At 66.2% G+C, this 17,840-nt stretch carries 16 protein-coding genes; 8 read left to right on the top strand and 8 right to left on the bottom strand.

The features are described 5' to 3' along the window. Positions 1 to 89 precede the first annotated feature (89 nt). The 4 genes from NX780_RS05780 to NX780_RS05765 all read right to left on the bottom strand — a co-directional run bounded on the left by NX780_RS05780 (position 90) and on the right by NX780_RS05765 (position 3,031). Positions 90 to 581, bottom strand: coding sequence for a GNAT family N-acetyltransferase (locus NX780_RS05780; protein WP_258826906.1), 492 nt, complete (start codon positions 579 to 581; stop codon positions 90 to 92). Next, positions 578 to 1,516 (bottom strand): DMT family transporter, encoded by a 939-nt coding sequence (locus NX780_RS05775; RefSeq protein WP_258826905.1) that lies wholly within the window; start codon positions 1,514 to 1,516, stop codon positions 578 to 580. The genes NX780_RS05780 and NX780_RS05775 overlap by 4 nt, the downstream gene beginning before the upstream one ends. A 61-nt stretch (positions 1,517 to 1,577) precedes the next feature. Then, the gene (locus tag NX780_RS05770) at positions 1,578 to 2,024 is read right to left on the bottom strand and encodes an Mpo1 family 2-hydroxy fatty acid dioxygenase (RefSeq protein WP_258826904.1); all 447 of its coding nucleotides are present in this window, start codon (positions 2,022 to 2,024) and stop codon (positions 1,578 to 1,580) included. A 47-nt stretch (positions 2,025 to 2,071) separates the two neighbouring features. Further along, on the bottom strand, positions 2,072 to 3,031 hold the full coding sequence (locus NX780_RS05765) for a LysR family transcriptional regulator (RefSeq protein ID WP_258826903.1): 960 nt from the start codon (positions 3,029 to 3,031) through the stop codon (positions 2,072 to 2,074). A 130-nt stretch (positions 3,032 to 3,161) separates the two neighbouring features. Here NX780_RS05765 and NX780_RS05760 point away from each other — a divergent pair, with 130 nt between their 5' ends. The 7 genes from NX780_RS05760 (at position 3,162) to NX780_RS05730 (ending at position 12,566) form a co-directional block, all read left to right on the top strand. Continuing rightward, complete coding sequence (locus NX780_RS05760; protein ID WP_258826902.1) at positions 3,162 to 3,377, top strand: hypothetical protein; 216 nt, start codon at positions 3,162 to 3,164, stop codon at positions 3,375 to 3,377. Next, on the top strand, positions 3,374 to 4,216 hold the full coding sequence (locus NX780_RS05755) for an alpha/beta hydrolase (RefSeq protein ID WP_258826901.1): 843 nt from the start codon (positions 3,374 to 3,376) through the stop codon (positions 4,214 to 4,216). The genes NX780_RS05760 and NX780_RS05755 overlap by 4 nt, the downstream gene beginning before the upstream one ends. Before the next feature lie 336 nt (positions 4,217 to 4,552). Beyond that, positions 4,553 to 5,770, top strand: coding sequence for an efflux RND transporter periplasmic adaptor subunit (locus tag NX780_RS05750; RefSeq protein ID WP_370663581.1), 1,218 nt, complete (start codon positions 4,553 to 4,555; stop codon positions 5,768 to 5,770). A gap of 4 nt (positions 5,771 to 5,774) precedes the next feature. Beyond that, positions 5,775 to 8,960, top strand: a complete 3,186-nt coding sequence (locus tag NX780_RS05745) for an efflux RND transporter permease subunit (protein ID WP_258826900.1) — start codon at positions 5,775 to 5,777, stop codon at positions 8,958 to 8,960. A 1-nt stretch (position 8,961) separates the two neighbouring features. Continuing rightward, a complete protein-coding gene (locus NX780_RS05740; protein WP_258826899.1) occupies positions 8,962 to 10,449 on the top strand; it encodes an efflux transporter outer membrane subunit in 1,488 nt (495 codons plus the stop codon). Between the two features lie 255 nt (positions 10,450 to 10,704). Beyond that, positions 10,705 to 11,979, top strand: a complete 1,275-nt coding sequence (locus tag NX780_RS05735) for a glucan 1,4-alpha-maltotetraohydrolase domain-containing protein (protein ID WP_258826898.1) — start codon at positions 10,705 to 10,707, stop codon at positions 11,977 to 11,979. A 50-nt stretch (positions 11,980 to 12,029) separates the two neighbouring features. Further along, on the top strand, positions 12,030 to 12,566 hold the full coding sequence (locus NX780_RS05730; protein WP_258826897.1) for a DNA-deoxyinosine glycosylase: 537 nt from the start codon (positions 12,030 to 12,032) through the stop codon (positions 12,564 to 12,566). Here the strand turns inward: NX780_RS05730 and NX780_RS05725 are convergent, their stop codons facing one another. Both NX780_RS05725 and NX780_RS05720 read right to left on the bottom strand, forming a co-directional pair. After that, positions 12,567 to 13,757, bottom strand: a complete 1,191-nt coding sequence (locus NX780_RS05725) for a tetratricopeptide repeat protein (protein WP_258826896.1) — start codon at positions 13,755 to 13,757, stop codon at positions 12,567 to 12,569. It lies immediately after the preceding gene. A gap of 94 nt (positions 13,758 to 13,851) precedes the next feature. Beyond that, positions 13,852 to 14,709: an HDOD domain-containing protein gene (locus tag NX780_RS05720; RefSeq protein ID WP_258826895.1), complete on the bottom strand. Its 858-nt coding sequence runs from the start codon at positions 14,707 to 14,709 to the stop codon at positions 13,852 to 13,854. A 158-nt stretch (positions 14,710 to 14,867) separates the two neighbouring features. Between NX780_RS05720 and NX780_RS05715 the strand changes: the two genes are divergently transcribed. Beyond that, positions 14,868 to 15,437 (top strand): DNA-3-methyladenine glycosylase, encoded by a 570-nt coding sequence (locus tag NX780_RS05715; protein WP_258826894.1) that lies wholly within the window; start codon positions 14,868 to 14,870, stop codon positions 15,435 to 15,437. Positions 15,438 to 15,442: 5 nt separating this feature from the next. On the opposite strand, the gene NX780_RS05710 is transcribed toward NX780_RS05715, so the two are convergent. Beyond that, entirely contained in the window at positions 15,443 to 17,137 is a 1,695-nt protein-coding gene (locus NX780_RS05710) for a methyl-accepting chemotaxis protein (RefSeq protein WP_258826893.1), read from the bottom strand. A gap of 27 nt (positions 17,138 to 17,164) precedes the next feature. Further along, a complete protein-coding gene (locus NX780_RS05705) occupies positions 17,165 to 17,620 on the bottom strand; it encodes a cache domain-containing protein (protein WP_258826892.1) in 456 nt (151 codons plus the stop codon). Positions 17,621 to 17,840: the final 220 nt, after the last annotated feature.

Below are 17,840 nucleotides of genomic sequence, written 5' to 3'. Positions count from 1 at the left end.
CCGTGTGATTCACCATCTCCCCTCCCCATTTGACGAAAATGGGTTCGCCCACGGCGCCTTCTGGTCCGTGGGCTTTTTCTTGTGCGCCCCTAGCAGGCGCGGCGTTCCGCCAGCGCCGCCAGGCTGTCGCCGGTGACGCGGCAAATACGCCAGTCGGGCAGGATGTCCGCGCCCATGGCCTTGTAGAACTGGATCGCCGGTTCGTTCCAGTCCAGCACCGACCACTCGAAGCGGCCGCACTGGCGCTCGACCGCGATCTGCGCGAGGCGGGTCAGCATCCTGGTGCCATAGCCCTTGCCGCGGTGCGACTGGCGCACGTAGAGGTCCTCCAGGTACAAGCCCTTTTTCGTCAGGAAGGTCGAGAAGTTATGGAAGAACAGGGCGAAGCAGACCACTTCGCCGTCTTCCTCGCCCATGATCGCTTCGCAGGACGGACGTTGGCCGAACAGTCCTTCGTGCAGCAGTTCGTCGGTGGCGACCACCATATGCTCGAGTTTTTCGAACACCGCAAGCTCCCTGATCATCGACATGATGTGGGGGATGTCTTGCGTGGTCGCGGGGCGGGTGGTGAAAGTGGTCATGGTGTTTCGAGTGGGTTGTTCAGGTTGGCGGATTGCACGGGTTTCGCTGCGGGTGCGCGCAGGGCCCAGGCCACGCTGGCCAGGCACAGGACCATGCCGGCAAATTCGATGGGACCGGGGCGGTAGCCTTCGAGCTGGATCGACAGCAGCACCGACAGCACGGGCGTGATCACGCCGATGTAGACGGTCTTCTGCGCGCCGATGCGGCCGATGAGCGTGAAGTAGGCGAAGAAGGCGATCACGGAGCCGAAGATCGACAGGTAGACCAGGCCGCCCCAGTAGGTGGCGCTTGCCGGAATCACGAAGCTGTCCCCGTGCGCGAGCGCCCAGACGGTGACGAGCGAAGCGCCCCACAGCATCGACCAGGCCATCGTCAGGGGCAGGTTCTCGCATTCTTCCTTGACCTTGCTGACCACGATGCTGCCGGCCGAGCTGGCGATGGTCGCGGCCAGGGCCAGCACCACGCCGGCAATGAATTTCGCACTGCCTCCGGCCTGGAAGTCGGCCCAGGCGGCGCCGATCGAATGCCAGAACAGCAGCGCCACGCCGGCGATCGCGGCGACCCCGCAGCCGATGGTGCGGCGGTTGATGACGGTGCCGAAGAACAGGCTGCTCAGAAGCGGCGTCCAGAACACCATCAGCGCGAATACCACGGCCACCAGGCCCGAGACCACGTACTGTTCGGACTCGTAGGTGCACAGGTAGGAGATGCAGAAGGTCAGCACGCCCTGCAGCGCCATCCACTTGTGCACGCGCCATGGCAGCGCCAGGCGGTCGCGCTTGACCAGGCAAATCACGAAGAGCGTGGCGGCGGCCAGGAAGAAGCGGTAGGCCACCGAGACGGCGGGCGGCGCCTCGCCCAGCTGCAGGGTGATGGCGAAAAAGGTCGAGCCCCAGATCAGGGAGGCGATGGTGAAGAGGGCGGAGGAGGGCATCGCGGGAGTATACGTCGTCCCGCGATTTGTTGCAGTGGCCGGCGTCGCCAGCCACCAGGCATCAATAAGCGAAATTCAGGCGGCGGTACAGGAACGACAGTACGAACAGCGGCCCGATGAGCAGGAAGCGCAGGTCCTCGAAAAACGAGGGCTTCTTCCCTTCGATCTTGTGGCCGATGAACTGCCCGATCCAGGCCACCACGAAGATCGCGATCGACACCGGCAGCACGGTGTACTCCGGCATGATCGCCAGGATCCCCAGCATCACCGCGCTCATTACGCCCATGCCGAGCGCGAACTGGCGCGACAGCTTGGTGTAGTAATAGAGCGAGGCGAGCGTCGTCGCGACCGCCACCACCGGATGGATCGCCCACAGGATGCCCAGCAGGCTCAGGACGATCAGCGGGATGCACACGAAGTGGATGATCTCGTTGGTGTGGTTGCGGTGGCTTTCGGCGTAGCGCGCCAGCAGGATGTCGATGTTGCGGGGCTGCGAACTGGGGTTCATGTCTGTCTCCTGGATCTGTTGTCCGATTTTTCCCATCCTGCCCGATTCTACACGGTCTCCAGCTGCAAATCAGCCGGCACGGCGCTCGGGCGCGGCGTCTGCAGGCGCAGGTTCGGATGCGCCGCGAACAGTTCCGAGACCCACTCCACGAACACCCGCACCTTGGCCGACAGGTGACGGTTCTGCGGATACACGATGTGCACCGGCAGCGGGTCGCTGCGCCACTCCTGCAGCACCGGGACCATGCGCCCCGCCGCGATGTGTGCGGTCAGAAGGTAGTCGGTCATCATGATGACGCCCAGGCCCGCCAGCCCCGCCTGGACGTAGGCGTTGGAATCGTTGAGCGCGATGGCGCCGGGCAGGGCAACCTCGATCCGTTCGCCGTCGCGCGTGAAATCCCAGTTGAGGATCTTGCCGTTCTTGGCCGAGAAGTAGTTGACGCAGCGGTGGCGCTCGAGGTCGCGCGGGTGCTGGGGCATGCCGTTGCGGGCGATGTAGTCGGGCGAGGCGCAGGTCATGAAGTTGATCACGCCGATGCGGCGCGCGATCAGGTTCGGGTCGATCAGCTCCCCGCCGCGCACCGCGCAGTCCACGCCTTCTTCCACCAGGTCGACCGGGCGGTCGGTGCTGCCCAGTTCCAGGGTGATGTCCGGATAGCGCTCGAAGAAGGCGGGCAGGGCGGGAATCAGGATCTCGGAAGCCAGGCCGGTGGGCGAATCCACGCGCAGGCGCCCGCTGGGACTGAGCCGGTGGCGCGACAGCGATTCCTCGGCGTCGCGCACGTCCGACAGGATCTGCACGCAGCGCTCGTAGTAGGCGGCGCCGTCCGAGGTGATCATGACCTGGCGCGTCGTGCGGTGCAGCAGCTTGACCGACAGTGTCGATTCCAGCGTCTGCACCAGCGTCGACACCGTCGCCTTGGGCAGGTTCAGCATTTCGGCCGCCTTGGTGAAGCTGCCGCAGTCGACGACCTGGATGAACACTTCCATGGCCTGGAGCTTGTTCATGGTGGACTCCCTTTTTCGTGATTGTTCAGCCTTCTGAACAATCAATTCGATATTGACATCTTTATCTGATTGTAGATGAAGTCTATAGTGTGTGCATCGCAACAAAAAGTAAACACACACGGAGCAGGTCATGAGCATTCGGGATGGAATCTTCACCACGGTAGCAGTCGCCCTGAGCGGGGTAGCGCTGGCAGGCCTGCTGGGGACCGACGCCTATTCGCAGGCTGCCGGCGCGGAAGCGCGCGGCCTGAAGGCGCTCTCGATGCAAGTGGAACTGGGCAGCGAAGCCTGCGTCGACGAGGTCGACAGCCGCTGGGCCGCCCTGCCTGAAGGAGGCGCACGATGAGCGCGGTGCTCGACGAGGTGCAGCTTGCTGTCGACGTGCGCGAGCTCGAGGTCGGCGGCGCCGAAGGCCCGCTGGCGGCGCGCCTCTACCTGGGAAGCGGCGCCGGCGCGCCGGCCAAGCGCGACACCCTGGTGGTGTTCTTCCACGGCGGCGGCTTCGTCGCGGGCGACCTGCAGGAAGCGGACGAATTCCTGCGCTACCTGGCCCAGTGCGACACGAGCCGCGCGGTACTGGCTTCGAACTATACGCTGGCCACCGTCAAGCCCTTCCCGGCGGCGGTGGAAGACGCCCATGCCGTGGTGCTGTGGGCAACCAAGCACAAGGCCAAGCTGGGCTGGTCCGGCAAGAAGCTGGTGGTGGCGGGCATCGAGGCCGGCGCCAACCTGGCGGCAGTCTGCGCCCTGATGGCGCGCGACCGCGCGGCCCCGAAGCTGGCCGGCCAGATCCTGATCATGCCGATGCTCGACCCGGGCCTGTCGACCTGCTCGATGCGCCAGATGAACGAATGCCCGGAACGCGAGAAAGTGACGAACGTCTGCGCCGAAGCCTACCGTGGTTACCTGCCGCATGCCGCGGACCGTGCCCACCCGTATGCCTCGCCGCTGCGCTCGACCCGGCTGAAGAACCTGCCGCCGGCCCTGATCCTCTCCGCCGAGGACGACCCATTGTGCGACGAGGCCGAACAATACGGCGCAAAACTGATCAACGCCGGCGTAAGAACCACCGTGCGGCGCATGCCGCCGGCGCCCCTGGCGGAGCCGGGCGGACGCAACGACTGCGCCTGCAAGGTGCACGCGTTGGGGGAAATCGCCATCTTCCTGTCCGCACTGGACCGGTAAGCCGCCAGCAGTAACACGACATCCGCAGTCTCCCGAATACCGTGCCACGTGGCGCGGGGAGGCCCTGTTTTTCCCAAAATTCGCCGCGAATAGCGCCGTGAGGGAGCTTTTCAAGAAAGGTGAGCCATGATGCATGCCTGTTTCGCCAGCCCGCCTGGCCACCCGCGCACCATGCGTTGTTGACGCTTGCGCCCTGAGCGGCCCGCTCCGCTCCTAATTCACTCGGAATCGGTCATCCACGCCTGAAGCGTGGAGAGGCCCTCTTTTTTCCTCGCATCCGGCTTCGTCCCGGCTGCGATAGGGATTGTTTTGTCTCCTCAATAAGAAAGGTTGATCATGAAAAACCAACAAGGACGGATGGGCACAGTGAAAACGCTCGTGGGCCTGCTTGCGGCCGCGGGCCTGGCAGGGGCGGTCCTGAACGGCTGCGCCGACGCCAACAGCAAGGATGAACCGGCAGCGGCCGCGGCGCAGGCCGGCCCGCCGGTGTCGGCGGCGATCGTCGTCGAAAAGCCGGTCGCCGAGACCCAGGAATTCTCGGGCCGCCTGGAAGCGGTCGAGGTGGTCGAGATCCGTCCGCGCGTGAGTGGCTACATCACGGCCGTGAACTTCAAGCCGGGCGCCGAAGTGAAGAAGGGCGACGTGCTGTTCGTGATCGACCCGCGCCCCTACCAGGCCGAAGCCGACCGCGCCGCCGCCGCCGCCGCCGCAGCGCGCGCGAAGGCCGACCTGGCCCGTCTCGAACTGCAGCGCGCCGAGCGCCTGCTGGCCGATAAAGCCATCGCCCAGCGCGAGTTCGACGAGCGTGCCAGCGTCCAGAAGGAACTCGACGCCGCCGCCCGTGCCGCCCAAGCCCAATCCGAGGCAGCGCGCCTGAACCTCTCCTATACCCGCATCACCGCGCCGATCGACGGCCGCGTGTCGAAAGCCGAAATCACCCTCGGCAACCTGGTCGACGCCAGCGCCGTGCTCACCTCGGTGGTGTCGCTCGACCGCATCTATGCCAGCTTCGACGGCGACGAGCAGACCTACCTGCGCGTCGGCAGCCGCGCCCAGCGGGCCCAAGGGGCCACCGTGAAAGTCGGCCTGACCGGTGAAGAAGGCTTCCCGCACGAAGGCAAGCTGGAATTCGTCGACAACCAGCTCGACGCCAACACCGGCAGCGTGCGCATGCGCGCCACCCTGGACAACCCGGACCGCACCCTGGCGCCGGGCCTGTTCGCCCGCGTGCAGATCGGCAGCGGCGTGGCCAACAAGGCGGTCCTGATCAATGACCGCGCCGTCGGCACCGACCAGAGCCGCAAGTACGTGGTCGTGGTCGGCGCCGACAGCAAGGCCGAGTACCGTCCCGTCACCCTGGGCCCGGTGGTCGACGGCCTGCGCGTGGTGCGCACCGGCCTGAAACCCGGCGAGAAGATCGTCGTCAACGGCCTGCAGCGTGTGCGCCCGGGCTCCCCGGTCACCGCGCAGATCGTGCCGATGGATGCCGCCGCGACCGCTGCCGCCGCCGATAAGAAGACCGGCACGCAAGTCGCCCTGAATACGAAGGAGTAATCCCATGAACTTTTCCCGCTTCTTCGTCGACAAGCCGATCTTCGCGGTCGTGCTGTCGGTGATCGTCTTCGTGGGCGGCCTGATCTCGATCTTCAAGCTGCCGGTGTCCGAGTACCCGGAAGTGGTGCCGCCCTCGGTGGTGGTGCGCGCCCAGTACCCTGGCGCCAATCCGAAGGTGATCGCCGAAACCGTGGCCGCGCCGCTGGAAGAGCAGATCAACGGCATCGAGGACATGCTCTACATGTCTTCGCAAAACACCTCGGATGGCGCCCTGGCCCTGACCCTGACCTTCGCGATCGGCACCGACATCGACCGCGCCGAGAGCCAGGTGCAGAACCGGGTGCAGCGCGCGCTGCCGCGCCTGCCCGAGGAGGTGCGCCAGATCGGCGTCACCACCGTCAAGAGCTCGCCCAACCTGACCATGGTGGTGCACCTGAATTCGCCGGATGGCCGCTACGATGACCTCTACCTGCGCAACTACGCGGTGCTGAACATCAAGGACCAGCTGGCGCGCCTGAACGGCATGGGCGAAGTCCAGCTGTTCGGCTCGGGCGACTACGCCATGCGCGTCTGGCTCGACCCGCAGAAGGTCGCGGCGCGCAACCTGACCGCGGGCGACGTCGTCTCCGCCATCCGCGAGCAGAACGTGCAGGTCGCGGCCGGTGTCATCGGCCAGGGCCCCGCCAAGGACGCGGAGTTCCAGCTGACCGTCAACACCCAGGGCCGCCTGTCGAGCGTCGAGGAATTCGGCGACATCGTGGTCAAGGCCAACGAGGACGGCGCCGTCACGCGCCTGAAGGACGTGGCGCGCCTGGAGATGGGCTCCAGCTCCTACGCGCTGCGCTCGCTGCTGAACAACAAGTCGGCGGTGGCGATCCCGATCTTCGAGGCGCCCAACGCCAACGCGCTGCAGCTGTCCGCCGACGTGCGCGCCAAGATGGAAGAGCTGTCGAAGGACTTCCCGGAAGGCGTCGAGTACAGCATCGTCTACGACCCGACCCAGTTCGTGCGCGAGTCGATCGACTCCGTCATCAAGACCCTGCTGGAAGCCGTGGTGCTGGTGGCCCTGGTCGTGATCGTGTTCCTGCAGACCTGGCGCGCCTCGATCATTCCGCTGCTGGCGGTGCCGGTGTCCGTCGTCGGCACCTTTGCCGTGATGCTGATGTTCGGCTTCTCGATCAACACCCTGTCGCTGTTCGGCCTCGTGCTGGCCATCGGTATCGTGGTCGACGACGCCATCGTGGTGGTGGAGAACGTCGAGCGAAACATCACGAATGGCCTGTCGCCGCATGACGCGACCATCCAGGCCATGAAGGAAGTCTCGGGTCCGATCATCGCGATCGCCCTGGTGCTGTGCGCCGTGTTCGTGCCGATCGCCTTCGTGTCCGGCCTGACCGGCCAGTTCTACCGCCAGTTCGCACTGACCATCGCGATCTCGACCGTGATCTCGGCCTTCGTCTCGCTGACCCTGGCCCCGGCCATGTCGGCCGCGCTCCTGAAAGCGCACGATGCGCCGAAGGACGCGCTGACCCGCGCCATGGACAAGGTGCTGGGCCGCTTCTTCGCCGCCTTCAACCGCTTCTTCGGCCGTGCCTCGCACCGCTACGAAGGCGGCGTGAAGACCGTCCTGCGCCGCAAGACGGCGACCCTGGGCGTCTACCTGGTGCTGGGCGTGGCCGCGGTCTTCATGTTCAAGGTCGTGCCGCCGGGCTTCGTGCCGGCCCAGGACAAGGGCTACCTGATCGGCTTCGCCCAGCTGCCGGATGCCGCCTCGCTGGACCGCACCGATGAGGTGATCCGCAAGATGTCGAGCATCGCCAAGGAAATCCCTGGCGTGGAATCCTCGATCGCCTTCCCGGGCCTGTCGATCAACGGCTTCACCAATGCGCCGAACGCCGGCATCGTGTTCACGGGCCTGAAGCCCTTCAGCGAGCGCAAGGGCAAGCCCGAGCAGAGCGCCGAAGCGATCGCCGCCGAAATCAACAAGCGCATGGGCGCGGTGGAAGACGCCTTCGTGATGGTGCTGCCGCCGCCTCCGGTGAACGGCCTGGGCACCACCGGCGGCTTCAAGCTGATGCTGGAAGACCGCGGTAACCTCGGTTACGACGAGCTGTATAAAGCCACGCAGGCGCTGCAGGCCAAGGCCTGGGGCACCCCGCAGCTGGCGGGCGTCTTCTCGAGCTACCAGATCAACGTGCCGCAGCTGTTCGCGGACGTGGACCGCGTGAAGGCCAAGCAGCTGGGGGTGCCGCTGGCGACCATCTACCAGACCCTGCAGGTGAACCTGGGCTCGCTGTACGTGAACGACTTCAACCAGTTCGGCCGCACCTACCAGGTGCGTGTGCAGGCCGATGCGCAGTTCCGCTCGCAGCCGGAGCAGATCGCGCAGCTGAAGGTCCGCAACGACAAGGGCGAGATGATTCCGCTGTCGTCGCTGATGCAGGTGAAGGACAGCTATGGCCCGGACCGCGTCCAGCGCTACAACAACTACGTGGCGGCCGACATCAACGGCGGCGCGGCGCCGGGCGTGTCCTCGGGCCAGGCCCAGGCCATCATGGAGCAGCTGGCCAAGGAGACCCTGCCGAAAGGGATCGCCTATGAATGGACCGAGCTGACCTACCAGGAGATCCTGGCCGGTAACACCATGGTCTACGTGTTCCCGCTGTGCGTGCTGCTGGTGTTCCTGGTGCTGGCCGCCCAGTACGAGAGCTGGACCCTGCCGCTGGCGGTGATCCTGATCGTGCCGATGTCGATCCTGTGCGCCCTCATCGGCGTCAAGCTCTCCGGCGGCGACAACAACATCTTCACCCAGATCGCCCTGTTCGTGCTGGTGGGGCTGGCATCGAAGAATGCGATCCTGATCGTGGAATTCGCGAGGGAACTGGAAGACCACGGCCGCAGCGTGTTCGAGGCCGCACTGGAAGCATCGCGTCTGCGCCTGCGTCCGATCCTGATGACCTCGATCGCCTTCATCATGGGTGTGGTGCCGCTGGTGTTCTCGACCGGCGCCGGCGCCGAGATGCGCCATGCCATGGGCGTCGCGGTGTTCGCCGGCATGCTGGGCGTGACCTTCTTCGGCCTGTTCCTGACGCCGCTGTTCTACGTCCTGCTGCGCACGTTCGCCAAGCGTTTCGAGAAAAAAGCCCCGGCCGTCGCCCACAAGGCGCCGAGCCTGGAAGGAGTGCATTGAGATGAAAAGCATGATCGCAAAGGGCGTGGCGCCCCTGCTGGCAGCCCTGCTGCTGACGGCCTGCGCCACCCCGGAGTTCAAACAACCGGCGGTGGAAACGCCGACCGCCTTCCGTGAATCCCAGACGCCTGCGAACGAGGTGGAAGGCGTCGACGGCGCGCGCTGGAAACCGGCCCAGCCGGCCGAAGCGCAGCCGCGCGGCCAGTGGTGGCTCGCCTTCAACGATCCGGCGCTCACCGCCCTGATCGATGAGGCCAGCGCCAACAACGCGAATCTGTCGGTGGCCGCCGCCCGCGTCAAGCAGGCGAGGGCGATCGCCGGCATCGCCGCAGCCGACCGCGTGCCGCAGATCGGTGTCGGCATTGGCGCCCAGCGCGCCCGTTCCTCGGCGCTGGAGTCCGGCCTGCCGCAGGGCACGCCGATGCAGCCGGTGACGAGCTATAACGCCCAGCTCACCGCCAGCTACGAGGTCGACCTGTTCGGCCGCGTGGCGGCGGGTGTGTCGGCGGCGCGCAGCGATGCGGCGACCTCCGAGGCGAACTACCGCTCGGTGCTGCTGGCCCTGCAGGCCGACGTGGCGCAGACCTACTTCCGCCTGCGCGCCCTGGACGCCGAGCTGGATACCGTGGCCCGCACCGTGCAGCTGCGCGAGGAAAGCGTCAACGTCAACCAGCGCCGCTTCGACCTGGGCGACATCGGCGAATTCGACCTGTCCCGCGCCCGCACCGAGCTGTCGACCGCCCGCGCCGAGGCCATCGGCCTGCAGCGCCAGCGCGCCACCGCGGAACACGCGCTCGCGGTCCTGCTGGGCAAGCCGGCGTCGAACTACGTGGCCGGCCGCAGCCCGCTGCTGGACGCGACCGCATTGCCGACCATTCCGGCCGGCCTGCCGTCCTCGCTGCTGGAGCGCCGTCCGGACATCGTCGCCGCCCAGCGTGCGATGGAAGCGTCGAACGCCCGCATCGGCGTGGCGCGCGGCGCCATGTTCCCGGCACTGACCATCAGTGCGGCCGGCGGCGGGGTGGGCGGCGCCTTCTCGGACGTGTTCAGGTGGAGCAGCCGCTCCTGGGTGCTGGGTCTCCTGACCTCGATGCCCATCATCGACGGCGGCCGCAACCGCGCCAACGTCGAGCGCAGCGAAGCCGTGCTGGAAGAATCGGTCGGGACCTACCGCCAGAGCGTCCTGAGCGCCTTCGCCGAGGTCGAGGACAACCTGGCCGGCCTGCGCATCCTGTCGGGCCAGGCCGGCGAGATCGATTCCGCCCTGGTCTCGGCGCGCCGTTCGGCCGACCTGGCGCAGAAGCTCTACGACGCCGGCCGCTCCAGCTACCTCGAGCTGCTGGACGCCCAGCGCAACCTGGCGGCGGTCGAACGCACGGCTGTCCAGCTGCGCGGCAACCGTGCGGTGACGACCGTGGCGCTGATCCGCGCACTCGGCGGCGGATGGGAGGCCGGCCGTATCGGCGGACAGGCGGTCGCACAGAACTAAGCTTTACCTCTCCAGGCCTTGTTTGCCCTTTGCGGCGGGTGCGTAAGCGCTCGCCGCTTTTTTTTCGTGGGTAGCAAAACTACAAAAAGCGTTCAGAATTCAATTGACACCCGATCTGACCAGGCAGAGAATCTTTCGGGTCATTTCCATGTATGTGCGTTGGTGATGGTAGTTAAACTACCTGTTTTGCATGGTGATTGACCGTTGTTACCGCTTTCTGAAAACACCAATCCGTAACAATTATTCGGAGGAGACATGAAGAAGAAAGTCAGCGTTACAGCCTTGCTCGCATCGGGTATCCTGATGCTGTCGGCCCATGCCGGCGCCGCCACCCCGCCAGCCCAGGCCGGCAACAGTTCCGCCGTCGTGCTCCAGGGCTTCCACTGGAATTCGGCGGGATACAGCAATCCGAACTGGTACAACACCCTGGCCGGCAACGTGGCCGACCTGAAGGCGATGGGCTTCAGCCATGTGTGGTTGCCGCCCTCGTCGGACTCGGCGGCCAGGGAAGGCTACCTGCCGCGCCAGCTGAACAATCTCAGCTCCAGCTACGGCAGCTCGGCCGAGTTGACCAATGTGGTGCGCGCCTTCACCAACAGCGGCATCCGGGCGATTGCCGACGTCGTCGTCAACCACCGTGTCGGCTCGACCGGCTGGTCCGATTTCACCAATCCGAACTGGACGCGCTACACGATCGCCAATAACGACGAGTGCAACTGCGGGCTGGGGAACGGCGATACCGGCTCCGGCTTCAATGCCGGCCGCGACATCGACCATACGAACGTCGGCGAGACCCAGAACGGCATCATCAACTGGCTCAACTACACCATCAAGCCGGTCGGCTTCAGCGGGCTGCGCTTCGATTACGTGAAGGGCTTCGGCGCCCAGTATGCCGGGCAGTACGCGAATGCCTTCGGCGCCCAGTTCTGCGTGGGCGAGCTGTGGACCGACCTCGACCTGAACAACATCGATTCCCACCGCCAGCAGATCATGAACTGGATTAACGGTACCGGCAACAGCTGCGGCGCCTTCGACTTCACGACGAAGGGCCTGCTCAACGACGCACTGGCAAACGGCAACTACTGGCGCCTGCGCGATTCTTCCGGCAAGCCGCAGGGCGCCCTCGGCTGGTGGCCGGCAATGGCGGTGACCTTCGTCGACAACCATGACACCGGCCCTTCGGAGAGTTGCGGCGTCGGCCAGAACCACTGGCCGGTGCCCTGCGGCGCGGTGATGCAGGGTTATGCCTACATCCTGAGCCATCCGGGCATCCCGACGGTCTACTACCCGCACATCTACAACTGGAACCTGAAGGCGGCGATCAGTGCGCTGATGCAGGCGCGCCGGACCGCGGGCGTGCATTCCACCTCGCCGGTCGCGATCCAGGCCGCCACCCAGGGACTGTACGCCGCCATCATCACCGGCAGCACGCGCCAGCTGGCGATGAAGATCGGCCCGAACAGCTGGAGCCCGGGCGCCGGCTGGACGCTGCAGACCTCGGGAAGCAACTACGCTGTCTGGATGAAGTAAACGGTCCGGGAGGCGAGCGGCTCCCGCGACGGCGCCGCTACAATGGAGGCATGACGACAGCACCATCCCCGACCCTGACCGGCCTTGCGCCGGTCATCGATGCCGACGTGCGCATCCTCGTACTCGGCAGCTTTCCCGGCGCGGCTTCGCTGGCTGCAGGGTGCTATTACGCGCACCCGCGCAACCAGTTCTGGCGCCTGGTTTCCGGAGTGCTTGGAGAAGACCTGGCGGCCTTGCCCTATGAAGAGCGGCTCGTGCGCCTGCTGGCGCACCGCGTCGGCCTGTGGGACGTGCTGGCCGGCTGCGAACGCGAAGGGAGCCTCGACTCAAGCATCCGCAAGCCGGCCGCCAACGATTTCGAGCGCCTGCGGACCTTGTGTCCATTGCTGGAAACCGTGGGATTCAACGGCCAGGCCTCCGGCAAGTTCGCCCCGCAGTTCGCGGCAGCCGGCTACCGCACGGTGGTATTGCCTTCGAGTTCCCCGGCGCACATGGCGATGAGCTTCGAGCAGAAGCTGGCGGTGTGGCGCCGGTTGGCGGAGGAGACGGCGCCAGGCGCGCGTCCGGCACAGCCGCCCCTGTTCTGATTACTGATAGCGGCTCGGCTCGACACTGCGCCGCGCGTTCATGCTGATCTGCCTGAGATAAGCCAGCTTCGCCGAATACTGGTCCCGCACGTCGCGCCGGGTGCTGTGCTCGACGGCCAGGGCCAGCTGTTCACGCGCGTCGCCGATCTCGCCCATGCGCGCATAGGCGATGCCCAGCCAGAAGCGGAACTCGTCATTGAAGGGCGCGCGCCTGATCTCGCGTTCGAACAGCGATCTCGCCTTCTCCGGCTCGCCGTCCTTCAGGGCGATCATGCCCTGGTCGAAATAGTAATAGGGCGCGACGGGCTCGATGCTGTTGATGCGCTTGGCGAGCGCCATGGCTTCCTCACGCTTGCCCAGGTCGACCAGCACCGGCTGCAGGTTGCGCATGACGACCACGTTCTCCGGCTCGCGCGCCAGTGCCGAGCGATAGGTCTGTTCGGCCATGGCCAGCTTGCCGCTGCGCTCGTAGACCACGCCCAGGGTGTTGAGGACGGTGACCAGCTTCGGACGTGCCTGCACCGCGGCGCGCGCCCACCAGTAGGCATCGTTCACGCGGCCCTGCACCAGCATTTCGGCGGCGCGGTTGTTGGCATAGAGCGCGATGATGTCCTGCTCTTCGATGGCGTGGGCGCGCAGGCGTGCTGCCGCGTCGCTCGGAATGAAGTCGACCAGCAGCTGCATCTCGGCGCCCGGGGAATGCACGTTCGGCATGCGGCGGTCGCTGAGCAGGATGTTGACGTGCGAGCTGGCCAGGAACAGGCCCGCTTCGCGGCTCCAGGTGTTCTGGGCGTCGATGTTCTGGTACTGCACCGGCATGCCCAGCGCCTTGGCGAAGGCCGCGGTCATGATGACGAGCGACAGGCAGTTGCCGGAGCGGGCGGCATAGGTTTCCGCGGCCGTGCGGGTCTTGCTGGATTCGTATTCGAGCTGCAGGTCGGACTTGCGGTACAGGGCGTCGACCAGGCCATGGCGCTCGCCCCGCTCGCGCAGGAGGGCGGAGAACCTGGAACTGTTCAGGTAAGCCCGCATCTCGGGGCTGAGCTCGAACAGGGTGTCGGTGCGGACCGGTTCGGAAGGCGGCGCGAAGGAGGCGTCGGCGAAGACGGGCGGGGGAGGCTCGACAGGCGGCGCAACCGTGGCGCAGCCGGCAAGCAGGGATATCGACAACAGGACCGCCAGGCGCTTCATGTCTTCCTCCGTATTTACTGCTTATGATGGAGGAGTATCGGCCTGTGCGGCAGGCTTGTCAAAGCCTGCCCGATGCATACTTGGAGCGCTCTTTTTATTCGGTGTGGAATGCTTCCACCAGCTCGTCCAGCAGCTCGGCGGTTTCCTCGTCCGAGAGTCCGAGGTAGGCGCAGGCGCTGGCGCCGCCCTTGGCCCATTCGAGCGACTCGGCATGGCCCTGGTAGCGGCAGATCGCGCTTTCGGCCAGCACCGACAGGGCCACCAGCGAACGCACCGCGCCGGAGGTGGCGGGGTCGTCGAGGACGTCGAAGTCGTGGTGGTGCAGGATGGCCCAGCCGACGTCGCCGGACAGGCCCCAGTTGCGCGCCAGCAGGCAGCCGACCGAGGCGTGCGAGGTCGAGTGGCGTTCTTCTTCCAGGGCCGTGAACGGACGGTCGCTTTCCAGCGAGGCGTCGGCATACGTCTGGGCGTAGTCGGGGAAGCGCTCGATCAGGAGCGGCACGCCGGTGTCGCAGAACAGGCCGAAGGTATGGGCCACGTCCGCTTCGCCGATGCGCAGGCGGCGCGAGAGGAACACCATGGCCTGGGCGCGGCGGGTCGAGATGTCCCAGAAACTCGCCAGGCTGGCGCTGTTGGCCGGAATCGCCTCGCGCGCCAGCAGCCCGGTCATCAGGGCCGCGACCTGGTTGATGCCCAGGAATAGGATGGCCTGCTCGACCGACTTGGCCTTGCGGCGTCCGCCGTAGATCGAGGAGTTCGCCAGCTTCAGCAGGGCGCCGGACATGCCGACGTCGCTCGCCACGATCTTGCCGATCGCTTCCGGCGACGGATCTTCCGATGCCAGCTCGCGCTGCATGTCGGCCAGCAGGCTCGGACGCGGCGGGATGCGGATCGACTTGATCAAGGCGTCGACCTTGTCGAGATGCGGAAGAGGATCGGCGACGGTATTCATGGGCGCGGGAAGAAAAGGAAGGGCGGCGGGGGAAGCGAACAACCCTGCCACTATACCCCAGCCGAATTTTTCTTGCACTTTGGCAATGCTCATTTGTGTCAATTTCACCAAAGGACAGCGTTGCGACACCGGTTCAGTAGCGGAATTACAATGCATCCATGGCTATTTCGACAATTGCAGGAATCGACTTCATGGCGCCCTCGGAGATCGTGGCGCGCCAGCTGATCGGCGTGACGGTGCTGGTGGATGGTGTCGGCGGCCGGATCGTCGAAACCGAGGCCTATGACCGCGAAGATCCGGCATCGCACGCCTTTTCCGGCCCGACCGAGCGCAATGCGGCGATGTTCGGGCCGCCCGCCCATGCTTATGTCTACCGCTCCTACGGGATTCACTGGTGCCTGAACTTCGTCTGCCGCGAAGAGGGGCATGGCGCCGGGGTCCTGATCCGCGCGCTCGAGCCGGTGATCGGGCTGGACACGATGCGGGTGCGGCGCGACGCCGATGACGAGTGGCTGCTGTGCTCCGGACCCGGCAAGCTGTGCCAGGCCCTGGGCGTGACCCGCGCCCTGAATGGCCGGCCCTTGTCGGAGGCGCCTTTCGAGCTGCTGCCGGGCCCGCCGGATCTCGAGGTGGTGACCGGGCCGCGCATCGGCATCTCGAAGGCGATGGACGTGCCCTGGCGCTTCGGGCTGGCCGGATCGCGTTTCGTGAGCCGGCCGTTCAGGTAAGGGATTTACGCGCGGCGCCGCTGCGGTTGCGCCGCCGGCAGGGCCGCGACCGGCCGCCCGCGCATCGGGCTGCCCTCGGCGCGCCGCTCCTGCAGGCCGTGGAAGCCATCCTCTTCCATCTCTTCCTCGTCGATCGCGATCGCCGGCGCGCCGTCGGCAAGCTTGAAGATCGACACCGCCTTGGCCAGGTTGACGGTCTGCTCGTGCAGGCTTTCGGCGGCCGCCGCGGCCTGTTCGACCAGGGCCGCGTTCTGCTGGGTCATACCGTCCATCTGCCCGACCGCCTTGTTCACCTCGGCGATGCCGTCGGCCTGCTCGGTGCTGGCCACGCTGATGCGGCCGATGATGTCGTTCACCTGGCGCACCGAGGACACGATGTCGCCCATGCTGGCGCCGGCCTCGCTCACCGAGGCGCTGCCTTCCTCGATGATCTTCACGGAGTCGGCGATCAGGGCCTTGATCTCGCGCGCCGCCGCGGCCGAGCGCTGGGCCAGGGTGCGCACCTCGGCGGCGACCACGGCGAAGCCGCGTCCCTGTTCGCCGGCGCGCGCGGCTTCCACCGCGGCGTTCAGGGCCAGCAGGTTGGTCTGGAAGGAGATGCCGTCGATGACGCCGGTGATCTCGACGATCTTGCGCGAGCTGGCCTGGATCGATTCCATCGTCGCCACCGCGCGGCCCACGGCTGAGCCGCCATTGGACGCCAGCTGCGCGGCTTGCGCCGACAGGTTGGAGGCCAGGCGCGCATTGTCGGCGTTCTGCTTGACCGCCGTGGTCAGCTCTTCCATGGTGCTGGCGGTCTGTTCGAGGGAGCCGGCCTGCATCTCGGTGCGGGTCGACAGGTCGAGGTTGCCGCTGGCGATCTCCTTCGAGGCGGTGTCGATCGAATGCACCGACTTCAATATGCTGCGCAGGGCCCCGTCCAGGCGCGAGATGGAGTGGTCGAGGGCGCGGGCGGTGTCGGCGATCTCGTCGCGTCCGCTGCCTGCCGTGTTCGAGGTGCGCAGCCGGCCTTCGGCCAGGTCGCCCACCACCGTGGCGATCGCCTGGATGTCGGCCAGCATGGCGCGCCGCACCAGCATGGTCACCGCCAGCGACAGCCCGATCGACAGCAGCACCAGGGCCGCCATCGTGATGCCGAGGAAACGGAATTCGGCCTTGGCCGCGGCGTGCGCTTCCACGCTCAGCTTCTTCTCCAGCGTGGCCAGGCGCTGCAGTTCGGCATCAAGCGCGACGAACTGCTTCTCGGCCTTCTGCATCGAGTTGGTGGCGATCGACTGGTCGACCTGGGCGAGTTCGATCGTTTCCGCCACCATCTTGCGGTAGCCGGCCAGCGCCGCCAGGGAATTCTCCAGCGGCGCGCGTTCGCCCGGCGCGGCTGACTTCTTGAGCTCGCCGAGCTCGTCCCCGATTAGCGCATGCTTCTTGTGGATGTCCGCGGTCAGCGCCGCCAGCCGGCTCTGCGCGAAGCTGCCGTTGACCCAGGCCAGCAGCTGGTAGATGTTGGCGTGCGCGAAGCGCGCATCGCCCGCCACGTCGGCAACCGCCTGCAGGCGCGCGGCGCGCACCTGCACCATGTGCTCGAGCGAGGCGTTCTGGCGCACCATGCCGTAGTAGGCGGCTGCCGACAGCATGGTGAGCAGCACCAGCACCAGTCCCGGGGCCAGCAGGAGTTTGGGGCCGATCCGCAGTTTGTTCAGCATGCTTGACTCCGGGAGGATGGAGGGACGTTATTTCTTGTAGATGCCGGCTTCGAGGACAACGTCGTCGACCCGCTGGATATAGGTGGTCTTCGGCTCGATCTTGCCGCTGGTCGGATTCTTGTACTGGTAGTCGACCCAGCCCTTGCCCTTGGCGGCGGCCAGCTCGATGATCTCGCGGCGGTACTTCTTGCCGTTGGCATCGGGGACATCGGTCAGGTCCTTGCCGACGATCGAGGGATTGATCGGGTGGGCCAGCACGATGCCGGTCTTCAGGTCGCGCATGTCGATGTACAGCTCGCCCTGCACGTAGTCGGCATCCTTGGCGTTGATCTTCCTGATCATCTCGTCCTTGCCCTTGGCCTTGATCAGGGCGGCGCCACGTTCGACCATGGCGATGGCGTCCTTTTCGGTCGGGCCGCTGGCCAGGGCAGGGGTGGCGGCCAGGGCAAGGCACAGGGCGGCGGCGGTGGCGGTCAGCTTCATGGTCTACTCCTCGGGTTAGTGTTCTGGGGCCAATATTTCTGAAGTGCATTGGCAAATGTACCGGGGTGAGAGGGGCGGGAATTGCGATTACGCAATCGCACGTGGGACGCGGGATCAGAACGTTGTGGATTGGTGTCCAGGCAGGTCAAGCGCTGGCTTGACCGACCTGTCCAGATGTCGTCCCGTTCCGCGCCTTCCTTGTGCTAGCTCCCCTTGTCAG

The organism is Massilia agri (assembly GCF_024753255.1).
Classification (GTDB): Bacteria; Pseudomonadota; Gammaproteobacteria; order Burkholderiales; family Burkholderiaceae_D; genus Telluria; species Telluria agri.
The sequence above is the reverse complement of the archived record's forward strand: the minus strand, read 5'-3'. Positions and strand labels throughout refer to the sequence as shown.

Coding starts and splice junctions, on each gene's coding strand:
- NX780_RS05780 (WP_258826906.1), bottom strand. CDS start 581: ATGACCACTTTCACCACCCGCCCCGCGACCACGCAAGACATCCCCCAC.
- NX780_RS05775 (WP_258826905.1), bottom strand. CDS start 1,516: ATGCCCTCCTCCGCCCTCTTCACCATCGCCTCCCTGATCTGGGGCTCG.
- NX780_RS05770 (WP_258826904.1), bottom strand. CDS start 2,024: ATGAACCCCAGTTCGCAGCCCCGCAACATCGACATCCTGCTGGCGCGC.
- NX780_RS05765 (WP_258826903.1), bottom strand. CDS start 3,031: ATGAACAAGCTCCAGGCCATGGAAGTGTTCATCCAGGTCGTCGACTGC.
- NX780_RS05760 (WP_258826902.1), top strand. CDS start 3,162: ATGAGCATTCGGGATGGAATCTTCACCACGGTAGCAGTCGCCCTGAGC.
- NX780_RS05755 (WP_258826901.1), top strand. CDS start 3,374: ATGAGCGCGGTGCTCGACGAGGTGCAGCTTGCTGTCGACGTGCGCGAG.
- NX780_RS05750 (WP_370663581.1), top strand. CDS start 4,553: ATGAAAAACCAACAAGGACGGATGGGCACAGTGAAAACGCTCGTGGGC.
- NX780_RS05745 (WP_258826900.1), top strand. CDS start 5,775: ATGAACTTTTCCCGCTTCTTCGTCGACAAGCCGATCTTCGCGGTCGTG.
- NX780_RS05740 (WP_258826899.1), top strand. CDS start 8,962: ATGAAAAGCATGATCGCAAAGGGCGTGGCGCCCCTGCTGGCAGCCCTG.
- NX780_RS05735 (WP_258826898.1), top strand. CDS start 10,705: ATGAAGAAGAAAGTCAGCGTTACAGCCTTGCTCGCATCGGGTATCCTG.
- NX780_RS05730 (WP_258826897.1), top strand. CDS start 12,030: ATGACGACAGCACCATCCCCGACCCTGACCGGCCTTGCGCCGGTCATC.
- NX780_RS05725 (WP_258826896.1), bottom strand. CDS start 13,757: ATGAAGCGCCTGGCGGTCCTGTTGTCGATATCCCTGCTTGCCGGCTGC.
- NX780_RS05720 (WP_258826895.1), bottom strand. CDS start 14,709: ATGAATACCGTCGCCGATCCTCTTCCGCATCTCGACAAGGTCGACGCC.
- NX780_RS05715 (WP_258826894.1), top strand. CDS start 14,868: ATGGCTATTTCGACAATTGCAGGAATCGACTTCATGGCGCCCTCGGAG.
- NX780_RS05710 (WP_258826893.1), bottom strand. CDS start 17,137: ATGCTGAACAAACTGCGGATCGGCCCCAAACTCCTGCTGGCCCCGGGA.
- NX780_RS05705 (WP_258826892.1), bottom strand. CDS start 17,620: ATGAAGCTGACCGCCACCGCCGCCGCCCTGTGCCTTGCCCTGGCCGCC.